This is a genomic window from Arthrobacter sp. OAP107, from assembly GCF_040546765.1.
GTDB lineage: Bacteria > Actinomycetota > Actinomycetes > Actinomycetales > Micrococcaceae > Arthrobacter.
In genome coordinates this window covers 3,080,113-3,099,181 of the sequence record NZ_JBEPOK010000001.1, presented here as the reverse complement: position 1 = coordinate 3,099,181, position 19,069 = coordinate 3,080,113, and the positions used below count along the sequence as shown (strand labels likewise).

Annotated in this window: 2 protein-coding genes; both read left to right on the top strand. The window is 58.7% G+C overall.

Features of this window, described 5'->3' with window-relative positions:
• Positions 1 to 967 precede the first annotated feature (967 nt).
• On the top strand, positions 968 to 11,299 hold the full coding sequence (locus ABIE00_RS14185; protein WP_354261265.1) for a Tc toxin subunit A-related protein: 10,332 nt from the start codon (positions 968 to 970) through the stop codon (positions 11,297 to 11,299).
• A gap of 65 nt (positions 11,300 to 11,364) precedes the next feature.
• Positions 11,365 to 19,059, top strand: a complete 7,695-nt coding sequence (locus ABIE00_RS14180; protein ID WP_354261263.1) for a SpvB/TcaC N-terminal domain-containing protein — start codon at positions 11,365 to 11,367, stop codon at positions 19,057 to 19,059.
• Positions 19,060 to 19,069 lie beyond the last annotated feature (10 nt).

Here is a 19,069-nt window from a genome sequence, read left to right as displayed (position 1 = left end):
TGTTGGAAGACTGAGCTCACCCGAATCGCTATCCACACCTAACCCCAAGTTGGCGGGATGCGGGTGCTAGTGGGCAGATAGGCCATAGTGCAGGAGCGCAGTTCCGGCCCATGGCTGTCGGCGCTGCCCGGACGGGAGAGTCATGCCCGCTCCAGCGACCAAGTCGACTAAATGTTGACGGCGACTGGCCAAGTAAGCGTGCGCGGTGCTGCGCTTGTTGACGGACGAATTAACCATCTCTCCCCTTGACTAAGCTAGAGCGTAGGGCCAATATGTCCCCTAATCGACTTTGCAGAAGCTACGCGATGCTAAGAATCGCGCCGGTTAGCGCCAAGAGCGCATAATTCAGCCATTCTCCATGGCAAGCATCTATCCGCTTACGGCAAGAGCGACTTTCCGATCAAGTAAATAATCCGACTCTGCGATGAAAGTGTGTCGGATTCAGAGCTACATAGATCCTGCCGAGCATTGCACAAGCAAATGGGGGACTCTGAACCCCCTGCTCCCAGGGCGAATTGGGGGCAGCATGGGATCGTTGTGGGGGAATTGGGTGCTGGCGGCCATAGTCATCATCGAATTAGCAGGATGCAGCGGATGTTCCCTACATAGCATCCGAGGCAACTTCTCATCTATTCCAGGAGGCAGCATCCTCCGGCGATTCCGGCAATTGCCGTGGACCGCTGCGCTTGATTGCCTCTCGGCGCGGCGGATGCCGTGGCAGCTCGCTTCTAAGGCAGCAGTGGGCCGGGCTCCGATTCTCCATTCCACGGATTTGCTTGCTCTTTTAGGACTGCTGGAGCCACGAGCACCCGAACAGCTATCGATGAAAGCCATGAGGACCCGCTGATCTCGCCATCCCGAGTCGGATGCGGACCGCGGGTTGGCAGCGGGCCAGTACCAGAGTGACAGCTGCATTCTTTTTTCTGGTGGCTAAGGCCGGCAGTCAGGGACGAAAGGCAGGCAAGTGATGAAAATCAGCAAATACAACATCCCAACGGGCGAAGCATCACCGCGAGTCGCACTTCTCCATAAATCTCTGGCGGCCCTCGGCATCCCCATCGACCCCGAGGAGATCGAAAGCCGCACCCTCGGCAAGGATACCGAAACTAAGCTCCGTGAGATCCAAAGCCGTGCAGGAATCGACCGTGAGGACCGACCTCCAGCTGACTCCGTGACTCAGAACGCCATCGAGGTAAGGCTGCAAGAATCCGGCGTGACCGAGGCAAGGCGCTCCTTCACAGTTTCTGGCACGGTAAACGACCTGGATGGTCAGCCAGTGTCCAACGTGGAGGTGCTCGCATATGATCTGGACCTACAGGGAATCTGGGGCCGGCGTAAGGCCGATACTGTTGCCGACTTGCAGCGAAGCAACGGCTTCGACGTGCTCGGGGAAGACATCACCGACTCCCAAGGGTCCTACTCCATAACGTTCTACGACTGGCACCTCGCGTTCCCCGAGAGAGGGACCGCAGATCTCGGAGAGCGAGGCAATGCGGATGTCGTAACTTTTGCCGTCGATGACGCGGAACGAATAGTCGCCCGATCCCGGGTAGTGCACACCGATGATTACGCCAACGAGTCATTCGTACCCGACCTTGAGCTCGTGGTCATGGCGCCACGCGATGACCGCACAGAGTACGAGAAGTTGCGTTCGCACCTGGATCCATTCCTCGACGAGAGAAAACTATCGCTAGACAACCTCACGGGCGCCGACGCCGAGATCAGATACCTCGCTGGCCAAATGCCCGTGGAGCCGGCGCAGATAGCCGCAGTCACTGACGCTAGACAGTTCACTCACGCGCTAAACGGGGAAGGCGACGCCCTGGCGGGCAACAGCGACGTCGAGTTGGCCTACGGACTAGTCCGTGAAGGCGTCTGGCTGAGGTGGAGCACAATCGCGCAACTCTCCGCTCCCGAACTTACTACCGCAATCAAGAAAAAGGTCGCGGATCACACGATCACCAACAAAGACGATCAAACAATCCGCACCTTCGTAGAGAAGCTCCATGCCAGCACAACCGGGCACGCGCTCGACGAGGAGACCCCCAACGGTGTGCCGATCCGGGAACTACTAGCACCCGCACTCCCGGACCAAGAGCAGCGGCAGGCTTACGCGCAAGCGGTCGCAACATTCGAGGGCGAAAACCTCGCCGAATTCTGGAGCGATCACCTACCCAGCCAGGAAGAATTCCAAAACAAACCAGAGCTCATTGCTCGAGTGAAATTGACGATGCAACTCACCGCCATCACCAACGGGCATCAACCACTCATCGAGACCCTACTGGTGGACAACGACGTCCGCTCCGAGAAAGACCTGCTCGCGCTCTCACGGGATGACTGGCGGGAAGCAGTGGCCAGAGCAGGCGTCCCCGATCACCCCGAAGCGAACGAGCAAGCAAAAGAGAAGTTCGCCGACTTCCTTGCTAGCACCATCGACGCGGCCTACCCCACACACCGGGTCGCGCAGCTCATAACCGACGGACGCGTTAGGATCCCAGACGCGCAGATCGCAGCGGGAGTATCGGCGGTACTTACGGGCAGCGACTTCGACATCGCCATGACCAAAGTGACCGACTTCAACAACGTGATCATAGAGCACGCAGGCGAACATGCAGCCGCCGTCGCAACCGAACTCAAAAAGCTCCAACGCATCTACCAAGTCAGCACGAGCCCGACCGTGATGGAAACCCTCTACGCGCATGGCCTCGACTCAGCCCACAACATCATGTCGATCCCGCGGAAGAGCTTCATAGCAACCTACGGCGAAACACTTGGAGGCACCGAGACCGCGCTCGCGGTCTACCAGCGGGCTATGCATGTGGCTGGCCGTGCGGAGATGGCCGCGGCCAAGCTCGCGGAGATCGTGCGCCAGGACGCACCGTCCACCGTGCTCAGCGGAGACGAGCGGTCCGAGGCGATCGAATTCCTGTCTAAGGCGCTTCCGACCTACACCGAGCTCGTTGGCGGCGTCAGCATGTGCGAATGCAGCGACTGCAGCTCAGTGTTCAGCCCTTCCGCATACTTGGTCGAGTTGCTGCGTTTCCTCTGGCGGGGCGTGCCGAACGACAACGGTGACACACCGCTGGATATCTTCAATCAGAGGCGGCCGGACATAGTTCACTTGCTGCTCACGTGCGAGAACGCGAAGAAGATTCTTCCTTACGTCGATCTTGTCAACGAGATTATGGAGTACTACACCGCTAGCGGCTCGCTAAACGGATTCACCGGCTACGACACCGGCGATGCCACTGAAGCGGAACTGCGGGCGCATCCGCAAAACTCGGATGTCGCCGCGTACAGGGTGCTGGCCGAGGCGATTTACCCCTTTACACTGCCGTATCACCAGCCGTTGGATGTGATCCGCGCATACAGTAGCCAGCTGGGCGTGAGCCGCTACGACGTAATGCGAGCGCTGCGCCCGGAGCCGACCACCGAGGAGGTGCGCGCAATTGCGGCGGAATGCCTGCGCTTCTCGCCACAGCAATATGCACTCCTCACCGATGAGAAGCTCGACGGCACAGCTTCCGCTGTTCCACTCCATGAGGCCTACGGTTATGTGGTCGCCGGAGACGTTGAGAACCTTCACGCTGTGCTCGACCTCATGGCGCGTACGGGTGTGAGTTACCAGCAACTCGTCGATTTGATCAGTGTACGGTTCGTAAATCCGCATCGACAGACGCTCGACCTAGTCGAGGACCTTGTCGCGGCGGCTTCGATCCCGCCCACCGTGTTTTACGACAAGCTAAAGGCAATCGCCGAAGGTACGCTCGACGCGGCCACCGATATGGATGTTATGGCAGCGCTGGCGGTCTATAACGACGGCCGTCCTGACGGGCTGAGTGCGGAGCAGCTTGGCAATTGGCTGGAAGAGAATTTCGACGATTTCCGCGAGGTCGTTACGCTCTACGAGCCGGAGTCCCGTTGCGATCTTGAGACGACCGAGCTGCGCACGATCGGCCGCATCTACGAGGGCGGAGCTAATTCGGGGGTGACTGATGCCACCTGGAAGCGGCTGCACCTGTTCATCCGGCTGTGGCGGCAGCTGGGGTTAACGATCCACGAGACCGATTTACTCCTGTCGGCGCTGGGCGCTAGTGATGTAGAACCGGAAACGATCGAGCAGCTCGAGCATGCCCTGGCCATGCGTCAGGCCGCGAACCTGACGGTGGCCGATCTTGGAGTGCTGTGGGGATCCATCGACGCCGACGGCACGGGCTCGCTGTACCGCAAGCTGTTCCTGAACCGTGCGGTGCAGCGGATCGACGACGTGTTCAAGCCCGATGCAAAGGGCCGTTACCTCGCAGACTCGACCAAAGTGCTGGGCGACCACCGTCCCGCACTGCTAGCCGCCTTCAGGCTGCGTGACGCGGACCTCGAAGCGATCTTGGGCGTGGCTCGGGTAGTCGAGGGGGGAAATCCCCGGGCCATTAAACCGCTCAATGACCCGCTGACTTTGCCGTTCGTGTCGACCGTTTACCGCTATGGAGTTCTCGCCCGTGCTCTGAGGGTCAAAGTCACCGACTTGTGCGCGTTGATTGAGGCGATGGCGGTGTCGCCGTTTAGTCTGTGGGACGTCGACGCCGATGAGTGGACGACAACCAACCCGGGCGCCACCCGTAAGTTCTACAGTAGGGTGACGGGTTACAAGGAGCTCGGACTGACCGCGCCCATTCTCGCTTACGTGATGACCGGCAAGCTGCGGGCCGACGGAAGGCCTGGGCTCGATGACGAGGATATTCGCTCGACGATGCGTGATGTGCGCGAATCGCTGTTGACAATCGAGCAGAGTTACCCGGCGTCACCGCCATCGCCAATCACAGCACCTGACATTGCAGGGATGCTGGCGTTGACGTTTCAGGCGCCGATCGCAACACGCCTGCTAGCAATCCTCAATGACACAGCTACTTTCGAGGCGTCCGCCAATAAGAACTTGAACGTAGCTATCCCCGAATCGCTCTCCGAGCGATATATCTACATCGAGGGGAGCGGCCGCCTGGGGGCCGTGGGCGTCATGACCGATGCCGACCGCACGGAACTCAAGGACCTGCCGAATACAGATGCGAGCTTCGATGCAGCTGTCGACAGCATTTACCAGGAGCCTGAAGTCTTCCTGACGAAACAGTTCGGGGGGATACTCGCAGACCTGGCGGAGGCGTCTCAGCAGCTCCTTAACCGGCCGCAGCAGCCTGCGCCGACCACGATCGAGCAACGCCTCAACTATGTGTACTTGCATTTGGTACCGCAGGTGAAGGCGGAGCTTGGCCGGCGCGCGCTCGGACAGCACCTTTCTGCGCTACTGGACACGGACGAGGCCACGGTTGCAGCGCTGATCGGCGACAATGCCCAGCAACTGCTCGAGAGCCTCTCGGCCGAGGGATGGTCGGCGTGCTACTTCAGCGATCCGGACTGGACAACGAAGGTCGCGACCCGGATTGAGTCTGCCGTGAACTTTGAGTGGGCGGATGAGTCGCCCGATCCGGGGGTGCCGGCTGACGGCTTCAGCGCCACTTGGGACGCGTTCGTATTGGCGCCGGCTGGCGAGCGCACGATCGTTGTGGAAGTCGCGGGTGACGACGATGCTTTCAAGCTCTACATTGACAACCAAAAGGTGCTGGAGAAGGCTAGCAACGAAGCCGATACCACCCGCGAAGTCATAGTTAATTTGGACGGGGGACGGTCCCACAGACTCCTGCTCAAGTATGCGGACATCAACGATACCGCCGGCGTTTCGCTCCTCTGGAAGACCCCTACCTCGGGCCTCGAGGTGCTTTCTCCACAGGACGCTTATCCGGCGACGACAGTCAATGACTTTGGCGCTGTCGCGATGCAACTGCACCGGGCCACGATCCTGGTCGACCAACTTGGGCTGCACCCGGAGGAGCTCCGGTACATTCTGGCGCACGCCAATGACTTCGACAGTATGGACTTCACGGCTCCCACCCCGGCGCAGGTGGACCGCCTGGTGGCCTACGTGGGCCTGCGCAGCGCGGTCCCCCAGGGTAACGCCCGATTGACCGACATATTCACCGCCGCGAGCGCGGACCCAGCGCCAGATATGGACGGCTTCCTCCAATCTGTTCGCGAAGCTATGGCGTGGGATGAGTCGGCCCTGAGCTTCCTGGCACAAACACACTTCGGACTGACCGTAGGGGACTTCAGGAACGAAGCCAGCATGAATCGTTTGCGCCCAGCTTTGGACATCCTCGCACGGACAGGCGTGTCTCCCCAGACCCTACTTGAGTGGGGCATGGTCACCGACCACTTCGACAAGCTTGACGCCACAGCACAGCTGCTGAAGCGTGCAGTGGCGGCGGCCTATGACGAGACGGACGGGCTCGAAATTGCAGGGCAACTCAGCGACAGCATACGAGCCCACCAACGGGATGCCCTGGTGGCGTACCTGCTCACCCGCCCGGAAATCCGCCAGTGGGGTGCGACGGACGCCGACGGCCTCTATGAGTATCTGCTCATCGATGTCCAGATGGGCTCGTGCATGGACACCTCCCGTGTGGTGCAGGCAAGCGCCGCAGTTCAGCAGTTTGTCCAGCGCTGCCTACTCAATTTGGAGAGCGATAGGGGCGGGGGCACTGAGGAGGGTGTGGCGCCGAGCGCGATCGACCGAGAACGTTGGGAATGGTTAAAGCAATACCGGGTGTGGGAGGCAAACCGGAAGGTCTTCCTTTACCCGGAGAATTGGCTGGAGCCTGAGTGGAGGATGGACCGCAGCGAGTTCTTCCGCGACCTCGAGTCGTACATCCTTCAGAACGACGTGACTGACCGCACGGTTGAGGAGGCCCTCCGCGGCTACCTTACGAGTCTGGACCAGGTGGCGAACCTCGACGTCTGCGGCACGCACCGCGAGAACTATAGCAACGGGCGCCTGAAGTACCTCCACGTTTTCGGCCGGACGCATGCAGCACCTTATAAGTACTACCACCGAACCTGGGATGAATTTGGCAAATGGAGCACATGGTCGCGCGTGCCGGTGGACATCCGGGCCACGGAGGGCATGGAGAACCAGGAGGGCAACAGTGGCGTTGGCCTTGTGCCGGTGATCTGGAAACAACGGCTCTTCCTCTTCTGGCCGGAGTTCATACGTGTCTCTAGCCCTCCAGATAAGGGAAGCAGCTCGGCGCAGGACCTATCGAAGGAGCCTATACCGAAGATTAAGGCAGTAGAGAAGCTCCAGATCCGGATCGCCTGGAGCGAACTTGTCGACGGCAAATGGACCCCAAAGGCCCAAACCAAGGAGTTCATCGAGCATTCGCGGACACCCGACTGGGTTACCCCTGACTATGTCGTAGAGCGCGACTACCTCCTCACGCCGTCAATCGACACCGACACACAAGAACTCAAGATCTCGGCCAGAGACAACTACTGGAACTATTTCAGCGGGAGCTTCAACCTGGCGGACATCACGTCGCCCGTTCAAGTTGACGGCCAATGGCGAGCGCACCAGGAGATTACGTCCGAGTATCGCTACGAGTTTGGAAAACGGCGGCGCGACGGCAAGCTCGAGCTCACGGGCCATACATATTTTAGGAAGTCCGTAGACCACGGGCTTCTGCCCGTGGACACCCAGTCTGGGGTCGAAGTAACGCTTACTGACCCGTTCTTCTACCGGGATAGGCTCCGCACCTACTTCGTGCGCCCGGTCCGGACTCCAATTTGGGGCATGGTGCCGCCACCTTGGTTTGACATGAACAAGGGGCTCGAGATGCACGCCCTGCTACCGCGATCCGGGGGCTTGCAGTTGACGGTCGATAAATACATGGAGCTGGACGAGATGGGGGTCAGGTTGGATCTGGCACACGGTATTAAGCTGGGTAGTCAGCCTTCGTTTGGGCCCGCGAAAGCGCTGGATATGGTCAACGGCAAAGTAACCAAGCAGGCCGCTGTCAGCAGTGCGATCGACCGCCGGCCGATCGGCGGTGCTTTTGGCTCACTACAGCTAGGGGAAGGCTGGCACGATGAGTCCATCGTTCTGGCTCCGCCGCCGTCTTACGGACTTGAGTTTCACACCTTCCACCATCCATACACATCTGAATATATGAAGCGGCTGAACCAAGGTGGCGTGCGGGGTCTCATTGAGGCGAACACGAGTCTTGATTCGGACAACGGACTGACCTTCGAGACGGCCTACGACCCAGTCTTCCATGAGGGCTTCATCCAGACTTTCGGCCAAGGTGGCTTCGTTCAGAGACCGGTGAACTTCGCGACCCGGACGTACTACAAGCAAAATGTTTGCTTCGATCCGCTGGGCGCGAACAGCGCCTACAACATGGAGCTTTTCTTCCACGTACCGCTGTATATAGCCACCAGGCTGAGCAAGAACGGCCGATACGAGGAGGCAATGAAGTGGTTCCATCTGATCTACGACCCGACGACGGACGCCCCGGCTATCCCGGGCGAGTCTGCGACGGCTCGGTACTGGAAGCTGCTGCCGTTCAAGACGACGGCCCCAACCAACCTCGAAGAATGGTTCAAAACACTCGCGCCGAACGCAGACCCCAGCGTTGAGAATGCGGTAATCGCAGAGTGGCGTGACCACCCGTTCGACCCGCATCGCGTTGCTGCGAATAGGCCGATCGCCTACATGAAGCACGTTGTAATCCAGTACGCCACAAACCTCGTCGACTGGGCCGACTCGTTATTCCGCAAGTTCACGCGCGAGAGCGTATTCGAGGCACTCCAGCTCTACGTCATGGCGTCGCACGTGCTCGGGAAGCGGCCAGAGTTTGTTCCCCGCCGCGGAGAGGTCGACGCCGAGTCGTATGCCTCGCTCGAAACGTCATGGGACGACTTCTCGAATGCGCTGGTCGAGCTTGAAAACACCTTCCCGTACTCCAGTGACGCGCCCGGCAGTGACAGCGCGCTTGGCAACGTCCTGCTCGGCATTGGCTCGGCGCTGTACTTCTGTGTACCTCCGAATGAGGCGATGCTGGAACATTGGGACCGAGTGGAGGACCGGCTGTACAAGATTCGCCACTGCCAGGACATCGATGGCGTGGAGCGTCAACTTGCGCTATTTGCGCCGCCCATTGACCCGGCGGCCCTCGTGCAGGCAGCGGCGCAGGGTTTGAGCATCAGTAGTATCTTGGCCGATCTGGGCAGCCCGCCGCCGATCCACCGCTTCGCGCATCTGCTCCAGAGGGCAAATGAGTTCTGCAACGAGGTACGCGGTCTCGGGCAGTCGCTGCTGTCGGCGTTCGAGAAGCTGGACGCGGAGGAGCTCGTCCGCCTGCGAACATCACAGGAGCGCGACCTGCTTCAGCGCGTGACCGAGGTGCGCCAGCGGCAGGTGCTGGAGTCCCAGGCCAACAAGGAGAATCTCCTGAAAACGCGCGTTTCAGCAGCAATGCGACTCCAGCATTATGTGGAACTGCTGGGTGAGACCATCGCGGTGCCTGTACCGCCAACGATCTCGACGACGCTCAACGCAGACAGCCAATTGCCCGCCGACACATTGATAGCACCGGTCGTCACGGGTGCCGACACCGTTCTGTCGGACAGTGGCGTGACCGGCGTTAGGGTGATCGGCAAGGAAAAACAGGAACTCGACAAGAACCGGGATGCGAAGTGGTGGTCCGTGGGCGCGAACTCTGCGGAGGTCGCTGCGGGAATACTCTCATTGTTCCCGCAGCTCGATGCAGTGGGCACACCACTCGGCGTGGGTGCGGGCGCGCTGTGGGGCGGCCAGAATCTCGGTGCGGCCAGCTCGGCCGCTGCTCGCGCCGCAGCGGGAGTCAGCGCGCTCCTTTCGTCCGAGGCGGCGCAGGCTGCCACCGTGGGCTCTTACATCAGGCGTGAGCAGGAGTGGGCATTCCAAGCCAACATCGCAGCCCGCGAGATTGTGCAGCTCGACAAGCAGATCACGTCCGCCGACATTCAAATCCAGGTGACGACCAAGGAACTCGAGAACCACGAACGTCAGATCGAGCAGACGGAGCAGGTCGAGCAGTTCCTAAGAGATAAGTTCACCGGTCAGGAGTTGTACCAGTGGATGCGTGAGCGCCTGCTGGTCGTCTACAAGCAGAGCTACACGCTGGCGTACGAGCTCGCAAAGAAATGCGAGAAGGCACTCTGCAACGAACTGGGCGACGAAACCGCGAGCTTCATTAACTACGGCTATTGGGATGATTCGAAAAGCGGTCTCATGGCCGGCGAGGAGCTTCAACTCGCGCTACGGCGAATGGAGAGCACGTACCTGAACGACAACAAACGTGAGCTGGAGCTTACAAAAAACATTTCGTTGCTGCGCGTTGATCCACTCGCGCTTCTGGCACTGCGTGAGACCGGACGTTGCACATTCTCGATCCCTGAAGAGCTGTTCGACCTCGATTTCGCAGGCCATTACTTCCGAAGGATCAAGGCCGTCCGGCTATCGATCCCGTGCATCGCAGGGCCCTATTCGACTATCAGCTGCACTCTGCGGCTGATAAACAACAACGTTCGCGTGAACACCTCAATGAACAGCTCGGGCGAGTATGAGCACGAGAACGACGAGGGCGTTTGGATCGACGACGCCAGATTCCGTACTAACAACACACCAGTGACGGCACTTGTCACCAGCACCGCCCAGAGTGACCCGGGACTATTCGAACTGAACTTCAGGGATGAGCGCTACCTCCCGTTCGAGAATGCCGGTTCGATCAGCGAATGGGAAATAGAGCTAACAGAAGACAAAGAGCTGCGGCAGCTCGATTACGGCACCATCGCAGACGTCGTGCTGCATCTCAGCTACACGGCGCGAGAGGGTGCCGGCACGTTCCGAGCGCGGGCGGCGAACCACGTCAAGGACTTCATTGCAAACGCTGCCGAACGCAAGGATCAGCCGCTAGTTCAGATGTTCAGTGCACGGGCTGATTTTCCGAATGAGTGGTACGCGTTCCTCCGCCCGGCAACCGAGGGCGACGACCAAGTGCTGCGGTTCACCATCGAAGCACAGCGACTGCTCTTTTTGGCTCACGATCGGAATGTCGTGATCTCATGCATCGAGCTATTCGCTCGCTCGACGCATGACGGCGACTATACCGCCGTCATCTCGACAGTGAAACACGGCGAGGTGAACGCGGCCGAGTCGGACGAGTTCTTGATGACGTCGAATGAAACATATGGCGGCCTCCATAAAGCGACGCTCAACGCAACAGATGCCGGACTCAACCTGGAAGATGTGGACATCAACGCAGAGATGACGCTGAAAATGAAGCGTGAGGGCACAAACAGCTTCGCGGGCTTGATATTGGATCCGGATGAAATCCAGGACGTTTACGTAGTGGTCCACTACAAGCTGGGCTGAAAAGGCCCCACTTTCCAAGGGTGCGGAATCAATTCCTGGCTGCTTTATTGAACAAGAGGTGACAGATGACTCTCTCGGAGACAGAGAACGTTCCTAACAATGGAGAATGGAAGTCAGCAATTCCCTCAATATCTCTGCCCAAGGGCGGAGGTGCCATCCGCGGGATGGGCGAAAAATTCGCAGCCAACCCCGTAACCGGAACCGGATCCATGTCCCTGCCAATTGCTACTAGCCCGGGGCGATCCGGATTCGGACCCCAACTCTCAATTTCCTACGATTCCGGTTCTGGCAATGGTCCTTTCGGATTCGGTTGGAGCCTGTCACTGCCAGCGATCACCCGCAAAACCGACAAAGGCCTGCCGCAATACCACGACGCGGAAGAGTCTGATGTCTTTATTATTTCGGGCGCCGAAGACTTGGTACCGGTTCTCGCGCAGAACGCGCCAGGGTCGGAGTGGGATCGCGAGATCCTACCCACAAGGATCGTGGATGGCATCGAGTATCAGGTTCGCCGCTATCGCCCACGGATTGAGGGGCTTTTTGCGCGCATCGAGCGCTGGACGAATACTATCGATGTCACTGACGTGTTCTGGCGCTCCATTTCCAAAGACAACATCACTACGTGGTACGGCAAAACGCCTGAGAGCCGCATCTCTGATCCCGCCAACCCCCGGCACATCTTCAGTTGGTTGATCTGCCAAAGTCATGATGACAAGGGAAACGCCATCGTCTACGGCTACAAGAGCGAAGACTCCGCTCGGATCTTTGAGGACTCCGTTGGCGACCCTATCTCTAAAGCGCACGAATGCAATAGGACGACGACCTCGCGTTCAGCGGGGCGCTACCTCAAGCGCATCCGATACGGCAACGGTGCGCCCTACTTCCCGGTGCTCAAAGACGACGCTCCCTGGCCGGAGCCGCAGGAGGCCGCCGCACCCGACGCGAGCAGCTCCTGGTTTTTCGAAGTCGTTCTCGACTACGGCGAGCACGACGTCAACACGCCGATCTCTAGTGAAACGGGCGAGTGGCCGGCCCGCAACGATCCGTTTTCCTCGTATCGTCCTGGATTCGAGATCCGAACCTATCGAACTTGCCAGCGCATTCTGATGTTTCACCACTTCCCCGGAGAAGCGGGCGTGGAACGGGACTGCCTCGTGCGCTCCACGGATTTTACATACTCGGACGAATTGGATCCCACCGCTGTCCGCGACCCCGTCTACAGCTTTCTATGTACTGTCGCACAGACCGGCTATCGTCGGGAAAACGTCGGGTACAGCACGCGCAGTCTCCCACCTGTGGAATTCGCATACACCGAGCCCATCGTGCAGAACAAGGTGGAGGAGGTTGATCCCTCGAGCTTGGACAACCTCCCTGTCGGTCTGGACGGCAGTTCCTACCGTTGGATGGACCTGCATGGTGAGGGTATCCCAGGCATTCTCACCGAGCAGGCGGGAGCTTGGTTTTACAAGCGCAACATCAGCACTGTCCCAGACAAGATGCTTCAGGGCAGGGAATCAGTGAAGGCGAAGTTCGCACCACTCGAAACAGTCGCACTCAAACCAAATGTCTCTTTGAATAGCGGAGTGGATTTCGTGGACCTGGCCGGAGATGGTCAGCCCGATGTCGTCGTTATGGAGGGGCCGTCGCCCGGCTTCTATAAGCACGACGCAGCCGAAGGCTGGCATTCCTTCCGATCCTTCACATCGCGCCTGAACTTCGATACGCGCGATCCGAATGTCAAGTTCGTCGATCTTGACGGTGACGGCCACGCCGACGTGCTAATCACTGAAGACGACGCCTTCGTTTGGCACGCTTCGCTCGCCGAAGCGGGTTTCGGTTCTGCGCAGCGCGTCCCCCAAGCCCTCGAAGATGAGAACGGCCCCCGAGTTACGTTTTCTGACGGTACCCAATCCATCTATCTGGCTGACCTCTCCGGCGATGGTTTGACCGACATCGTCCGTATTCGTAATGGCGAGGTCTGCTACTGGCCCAACCTAGGGTACGGCTGCTTCGGCGCCAAGGTCACTATGGACAACGCGCCTTGGTTCGACAATCCTGACCAGTTCGAGCCGCGGCGCGTCCGACTGGCCGACATCGACGGCAGCGGCACCACCGACATCATTTATCTGCACCGTGACGGCGTGCGTCTGTATTTCAACCAGTCGGGAAACAGTTGGACCAAGGCTCAGCCGTTAGTAGCATTCCCGCACGTCGACGACTTGGCGAGTATCGTGCCAATCGATCTCCTTGGTAACGGCACGGCCTGCCTGGTCTGGTCGTCGCCCCTAGCGGGCAATGCAGGGCGGCAGATGCGTTTCGTTAATCTAATGGGCGGAAAGAAACCCCACTTGTTGGTCAAAACTGTCAACAACATGGGCGCGGAGACACGCGTCGAGTACTCCCCTTCGACCAAGTTCTATCTCCAGGACAAGCAAGCCGGAAAACCTTGGATCACGCGCCTTCCTTTTCCGGTCCACGTAGTCGAAAAGGTCACGACCTTCGACCACATCAGCCGAAGCCATGTGGTCACCCACTACGCCTATCACCACGGCTACTACGACGGCGAGGAGCGCGAGTTCCGAGGCTTCGGTATGGTCGAGCAGTTCGATGCCGGTACGTTCGGGGACTACGCCGTGGAAGTCCAAGACATGAACGGTGCCCAAGAACTAGTGCCAGAACTGAACCAGCCCCCAGTAGCGATTCGAACCTGGTTTCACACAGGGTCATTCCTAGACCAATCGAAAATTCTGCATCAGCACCGCCATGAGTATTACCTGCATGAGCAGCACGTTCCCGAGTCGGTGTTGCCCTCAGGCCTGAGCGTCAACGCAATGCAGGAATGCGTTCGCGCCTTGAAGGGTTTGCCGTTGCACCAGGAAGTGTATAGCTACGACAACACCGCAAGAGAAGGGCACCCCTACCTAATTACGGAGAACAACTACGAAGTTCGCTGCTTGCAGCCACAAGAAAGTCAGCGATACGGCGTATTCTTTCCCGTGGGCCGGGAGTCCATTTCGCTCAACTACGAGCGAAATCCGGCTGACCCTCGCATATTGCATACCTTCGGACTAGATCTTGACGAGTATGGGAACGCCCGCCAGTCCTGCTCGGTGATCTACGGACGCAGGTCGGCCGATCTCTCTCTCCCTGCTGAAGTAACCCGCGATCAGCAACACCAATACGTAACCTGTTCCGAGACGGACTACACATCAGACTTTGAAACAGAAGTTCCGGTCGAAGCCTATCGGTTGCGAATGCCCATCGAGTCCAGGAGCTATGAAATTACAGGCGTTGCTTCGGCAACCACGTTCTACCAGTTCGATGAGATCAAGGCCAAGATTGCTGCGGCAGAGTCGATCGACTACGAAGTCGTCGCGGACAACGTTGCGCCACAAAAGCGTTTACTCTCCCAAAGCCGCACACTATTCCGCGACAACGCGCTGAACCCCTTGCCATTCGGCCAGTGGGATTCGCTTGGGCTGAGTTACCAGAGCTACCAGCTAGCGTTCACGCAGAATGTCATAGCCGCCCAATATGGTGGCAAAGTCGTGGACGCCGATTTCGCTGCTGCAGGTTATGTGCAATTCGCCGGAGACACCAACTGGTGGCTGCCATCGGGGACAGCTATTTACCCTGCTGACCCCCGCGCTAACTTCTACATCGCAATTGGTGCCAAGGATCCTTTCGGCCTTGAGACCGTCGCAGCTTTCGATCAGCAAGTGCTGCTTATCGAGAAGGTCGAAGTCAGGCAAGCGGCTTGGAACGTCGTTACGGCGACGAACGACTACAGGGTCCTCGGCCCGGTGCTTGTAACGGATCCTAATGGCAACCGCTCGGCCGTCGAACATGACGAGCTGGGCATGGTCATCAAGACCGCCGTCATGGGTAAAGCCGGTGCGACGGACGGAGACACGCTAGATGACCCGACCATGCGGTTGGAGTATGAGTTGTCTGATTGGATGAACAACCGGCGCCCCGCTTACGTCCACGTTTTTGCCCGGGAGCAGCACGGCGCCGCAAATACTCGGTGGCAGGAGAGCTACGCCTATTTCAACGGCTGCGGTGGTGTGGTGATGGTCAAAGCTCAGACACACCGTGGGAAGGCCTTCCAGGTGAATCCAGACGGCAGCATGGCGGAAGTGGACGCGGATCCGCGATGGGTGGGCAACGGACGCACTGTCCTTAACAACAAAGGGAAGCCGGTCAAGCAGTATGAACCCTACTTCAGCACCACGCACGAGTACGAGGACGAAAAGCTGCTGCGCGAAATCGGTGTTTCGCCCGTCCTCTACTACGACCCTCTCGGGCGCAACGTCCGCACACTGTTCCCGAACGGCACTGTCGCCGGCCGTGAGTTCACACCGTGGCTCCAGAAGATCTCTGATGCGAACGATACGGTTAAAACCAGCCAGTGGTATGCGGACAGAGACAGCCCCGATCCGGCTACGCAGCCCGAGCCTCTAAATGATCCAGAGCGTCGTGCCGCCTGGCTCACTGCCAAGCACGCGGACACTCCAGGCGTGCTCCATTTCGATAGCCTGGGTGTGCCCGTCTATGCAGTGTCGGACTACGGCGGGGGCAAGACGGCCGCCGTGCGCTCTGAAAGCGATTTGACAGGACGCTTTTGGAAAACGTTCGATCAGGAGCAGCGCGAGGTCGCCAGCGGCTTCGTGGGCATGGCTGGTACACCCATTGTTGGTGAAAGCGCCGAAAAAGGCCGCCGGTGGACTTTTCCGAATGTGTTGGGGGCGGTGGTCAGGAGCTGGGACGAGCACGGCCGTCAATTCCGCACTGACTACGACGACTTACAACGCCCGATCAGCATCTTTGTGCAAGAGGCCGGGCGCGCTGAGATCCTGCTTAACTTCGTCGTCTACGGTGATCGCATGGGGCAAGCCAACGCCCAGCCACTCAATCTACTCGGGGCCGCCCATCTGGTCTTCGACCAGGCCGGAATGGTCCGCGTGCCGGAGTTGGATTTCAAAGGTAACCCGAGGTCCGTTGAGCGGGTTCTGGCCAATGAATACAAGAACGATCTCAACTGGAGCCTCCTGCCCGGCCAGCCGGACATTCCTGCCATCCAGGCCGCCGCAAGCCAAGATCTGGAGGTGGCAGAAGTCTTCACTGCCAGCTCCACATACGACGCGTTGAACCGCCCGATGCGAGTAGCGTTGCCCGATGGCACGATTGTTGTGCCCACGTACAACGAGGCCAACTTTCTTGCCTCCCTCAAGGCGCAAATCCGGGGGCAAGGTAACTTCATCGACTTTCTCAAAGGTCAGGATTACGATGCAAAGGGCCAGCGCCAGATGGCTCATTACGGCAACGACGTGTTCACCCGGTACTTCTACGATCCGAAAACATTCCGGCTGACCGAACTACTGACTTACAAAGCGGGCGCTAACCCGCAGACGCAGAGTCTCCAGAACTTGAACTACGCTTACGATCCAGTCGGCAACATTACCGAGATCCGCGACGATGCGCAGCAGACCTACTTCTTCAACAATGCAGTAGTCAAGCCCAAAAACCTGTACGAATACGACGCTATTTACCAGCTCGTACGCGCCTCTGGCCGAGAACTCGCGGGACTTGGGAACGACACCATCCGTACCGATTCCGATCTGGACGTCGTGCCTCAGCTGCCGCACCTCAACAGCACCAATGCGCTGCGTCGCTATACCCAAGAGTACGAATACGACCTCCTCGGAAATATCAAGGTCCTACGACACCGATACAGGCCTCAAGCTGGAGCTGGCAGCGGCTGGACGCGCCACTACCGTTACGCTTTTGACGACGCCATTGGCAACCGCACTAACCGACTCACGGCCACCAGCATGCCCGGTGACCTGGACGGCGGGCCCTACAGCGGCACGTGCGACCATGACTCCTATGGCAACATGATCCGGATGCCACATCTGGCCGTAATGGACTGGAACTGCATGGACCAACTTCGACACGTCAACCTCCGGGGCGGGGGAAACGCCTACTACGTCTATGGTCTGGGTGGTCAACGCCAGCGCAAGGTGATCGAACGCAATGGCAATTTGAAACTGGAGTGGATTTTCCTCGGCGCGGTAATGATCTTCCGCCGGCGCCGACGGACTAGCGGTGCGCTGCGGTTCGAACGCTGGACGGTTCACATCAGCGACAACACCGGACAAATTGCGCAGGCCGACACCAAGACGTTCGACGACGACAACGCCGACCCCGCCAACCCGCTACACATCGCGCTAATTCGCTATCAGTATACGAATCGCCTCGGCTCAGCGGTGCTGGAGACGGATGAGAATGGCAATCCGATTTCCTATGAAGAGTATCACCCGTACGGTACATCGGCCTATCGCTCCGCCAAGCCAGGTTTCGACCTAAGTTTAAAGCGATATCGGTTCAGTGGAAAAGAGCAGGATCAAGAAACCGGACTGTACTACTTTGGACAAAGATACTACGCGCCATGGCTAGGCAGATGGATAAGTAGCGATCCAAGAGGGTTTTCAGACGGGCTACATCTCTTCAGATTTGCCCGGAACAGTCCAGCTGTCTTTGTGGATGCCACCGGCACCGATTCAGAGCCGCTGGAAATGGTAAAGCGGACAAAAGAAAAGCTCACCGGAGAAGAAAGCTTTGATGACCTAAAGCGCATTTTCGGGAATGCGCCGGCGGGATGGCAATTTGACCCTTCCTTGACTAATGAGAACTATCGCTCCCGATGGCTCCCGGATAAGGGTGGTTGGTACGTTTATGTTCCAACCGAGTCTAATCCAGCCGCAACAGACGGTTCCCCCGCTGATGAAAACGCGTCATCTGCCGATAGTCAAATATCAGGTCCCGCCCCAAAAAATATTCACCCAACACCGCCTAACGACGATACGACAACAACTCCGCCGTCAGAGGACACGGATGCCCCACGCCCTGATTCGTTAACTCACGCCGGGCCAGTGGTCGAAAAGGGGATCTGGTTAGGCCGCAGTTTTCGCGATAGAGGCTTTACGCTTGAACATCTCTATAACAACGACATTGCGAAAGCCATCAGGGCCCAGGGTGACAACAGGCCGCTCTATGACGTAGAAACGGATACCCGCGTCAAACAGATCAAATCAAGCAACGGGAGCGCGGCGACCTTAGAGGCCCACGCCAGTAAGGCTACGCGTGATGCGGGGAAAGCAATAGCAAGCAACGCAACTGGTTCGATGGCTGGAAAGAGCCCACAAGCAGTGGTGATCACCCCAACAGATGCGCCACCATCCGCTGGAGCGGATATCGCAACTGGTTATAACAAGATCAGGGGGCCCGTCCCCGATTCTATTCCGCCTGAACATGTGCGAGGGCTGCCCGGAGCTCTAGGCGTAGCCGGCAGAGGGCTCACAGTTGCGGGTTACGCGCTTTCTGCATTTGCACTGGGAAGTGACCTTGCCGACAAAGACTACGCCATGGCCGGGGGAGATGCGGTCTCAACGGTAGGAGGCGGGCTAGAAGTTTATGCATTAGCTTCGCCTGGCGCAACGGCTGGAGCCGGGGTCACAGCGATGACTGCGGGTCTGGCGCTCGGAGGCGTTGGAATAGCAATTACCTCTGCTATCAGCGGCATTCGGGCATTTCGCCGCCGAGATTTCTGGGGTGCGTTCGCAGGCGGCGTGGGTCTGCTAGCGGGGGCCGCAATTACAATAGGAGCCTTCTTCAGCATGCCGGCTTTTCTTGTAGGCGGACTCATCGCCGCGGCGGGGGTCGGGTTATTCCACCTGCAGCGATGGCTGCGCAGCTAATGGTGGGCAT

What these genes read in the sequence shown, in the direction of transcription:
- ABIE00_RS14185 (WP_354261265.1), top strand. Translation starts at nt 968, where the DNA reads ATGAAAATCAGCAAATACAACATCCCAACGGGCGAAGCATCACCGCGA.
- ABIE00_RS14180 (WP_354261263.1), top strand. Translation starts at nt 11,365, where the DNA reads ATGACTCTCTCGGAGACAGAGAACGTTCCTAACAATGGAGAATGGAAG.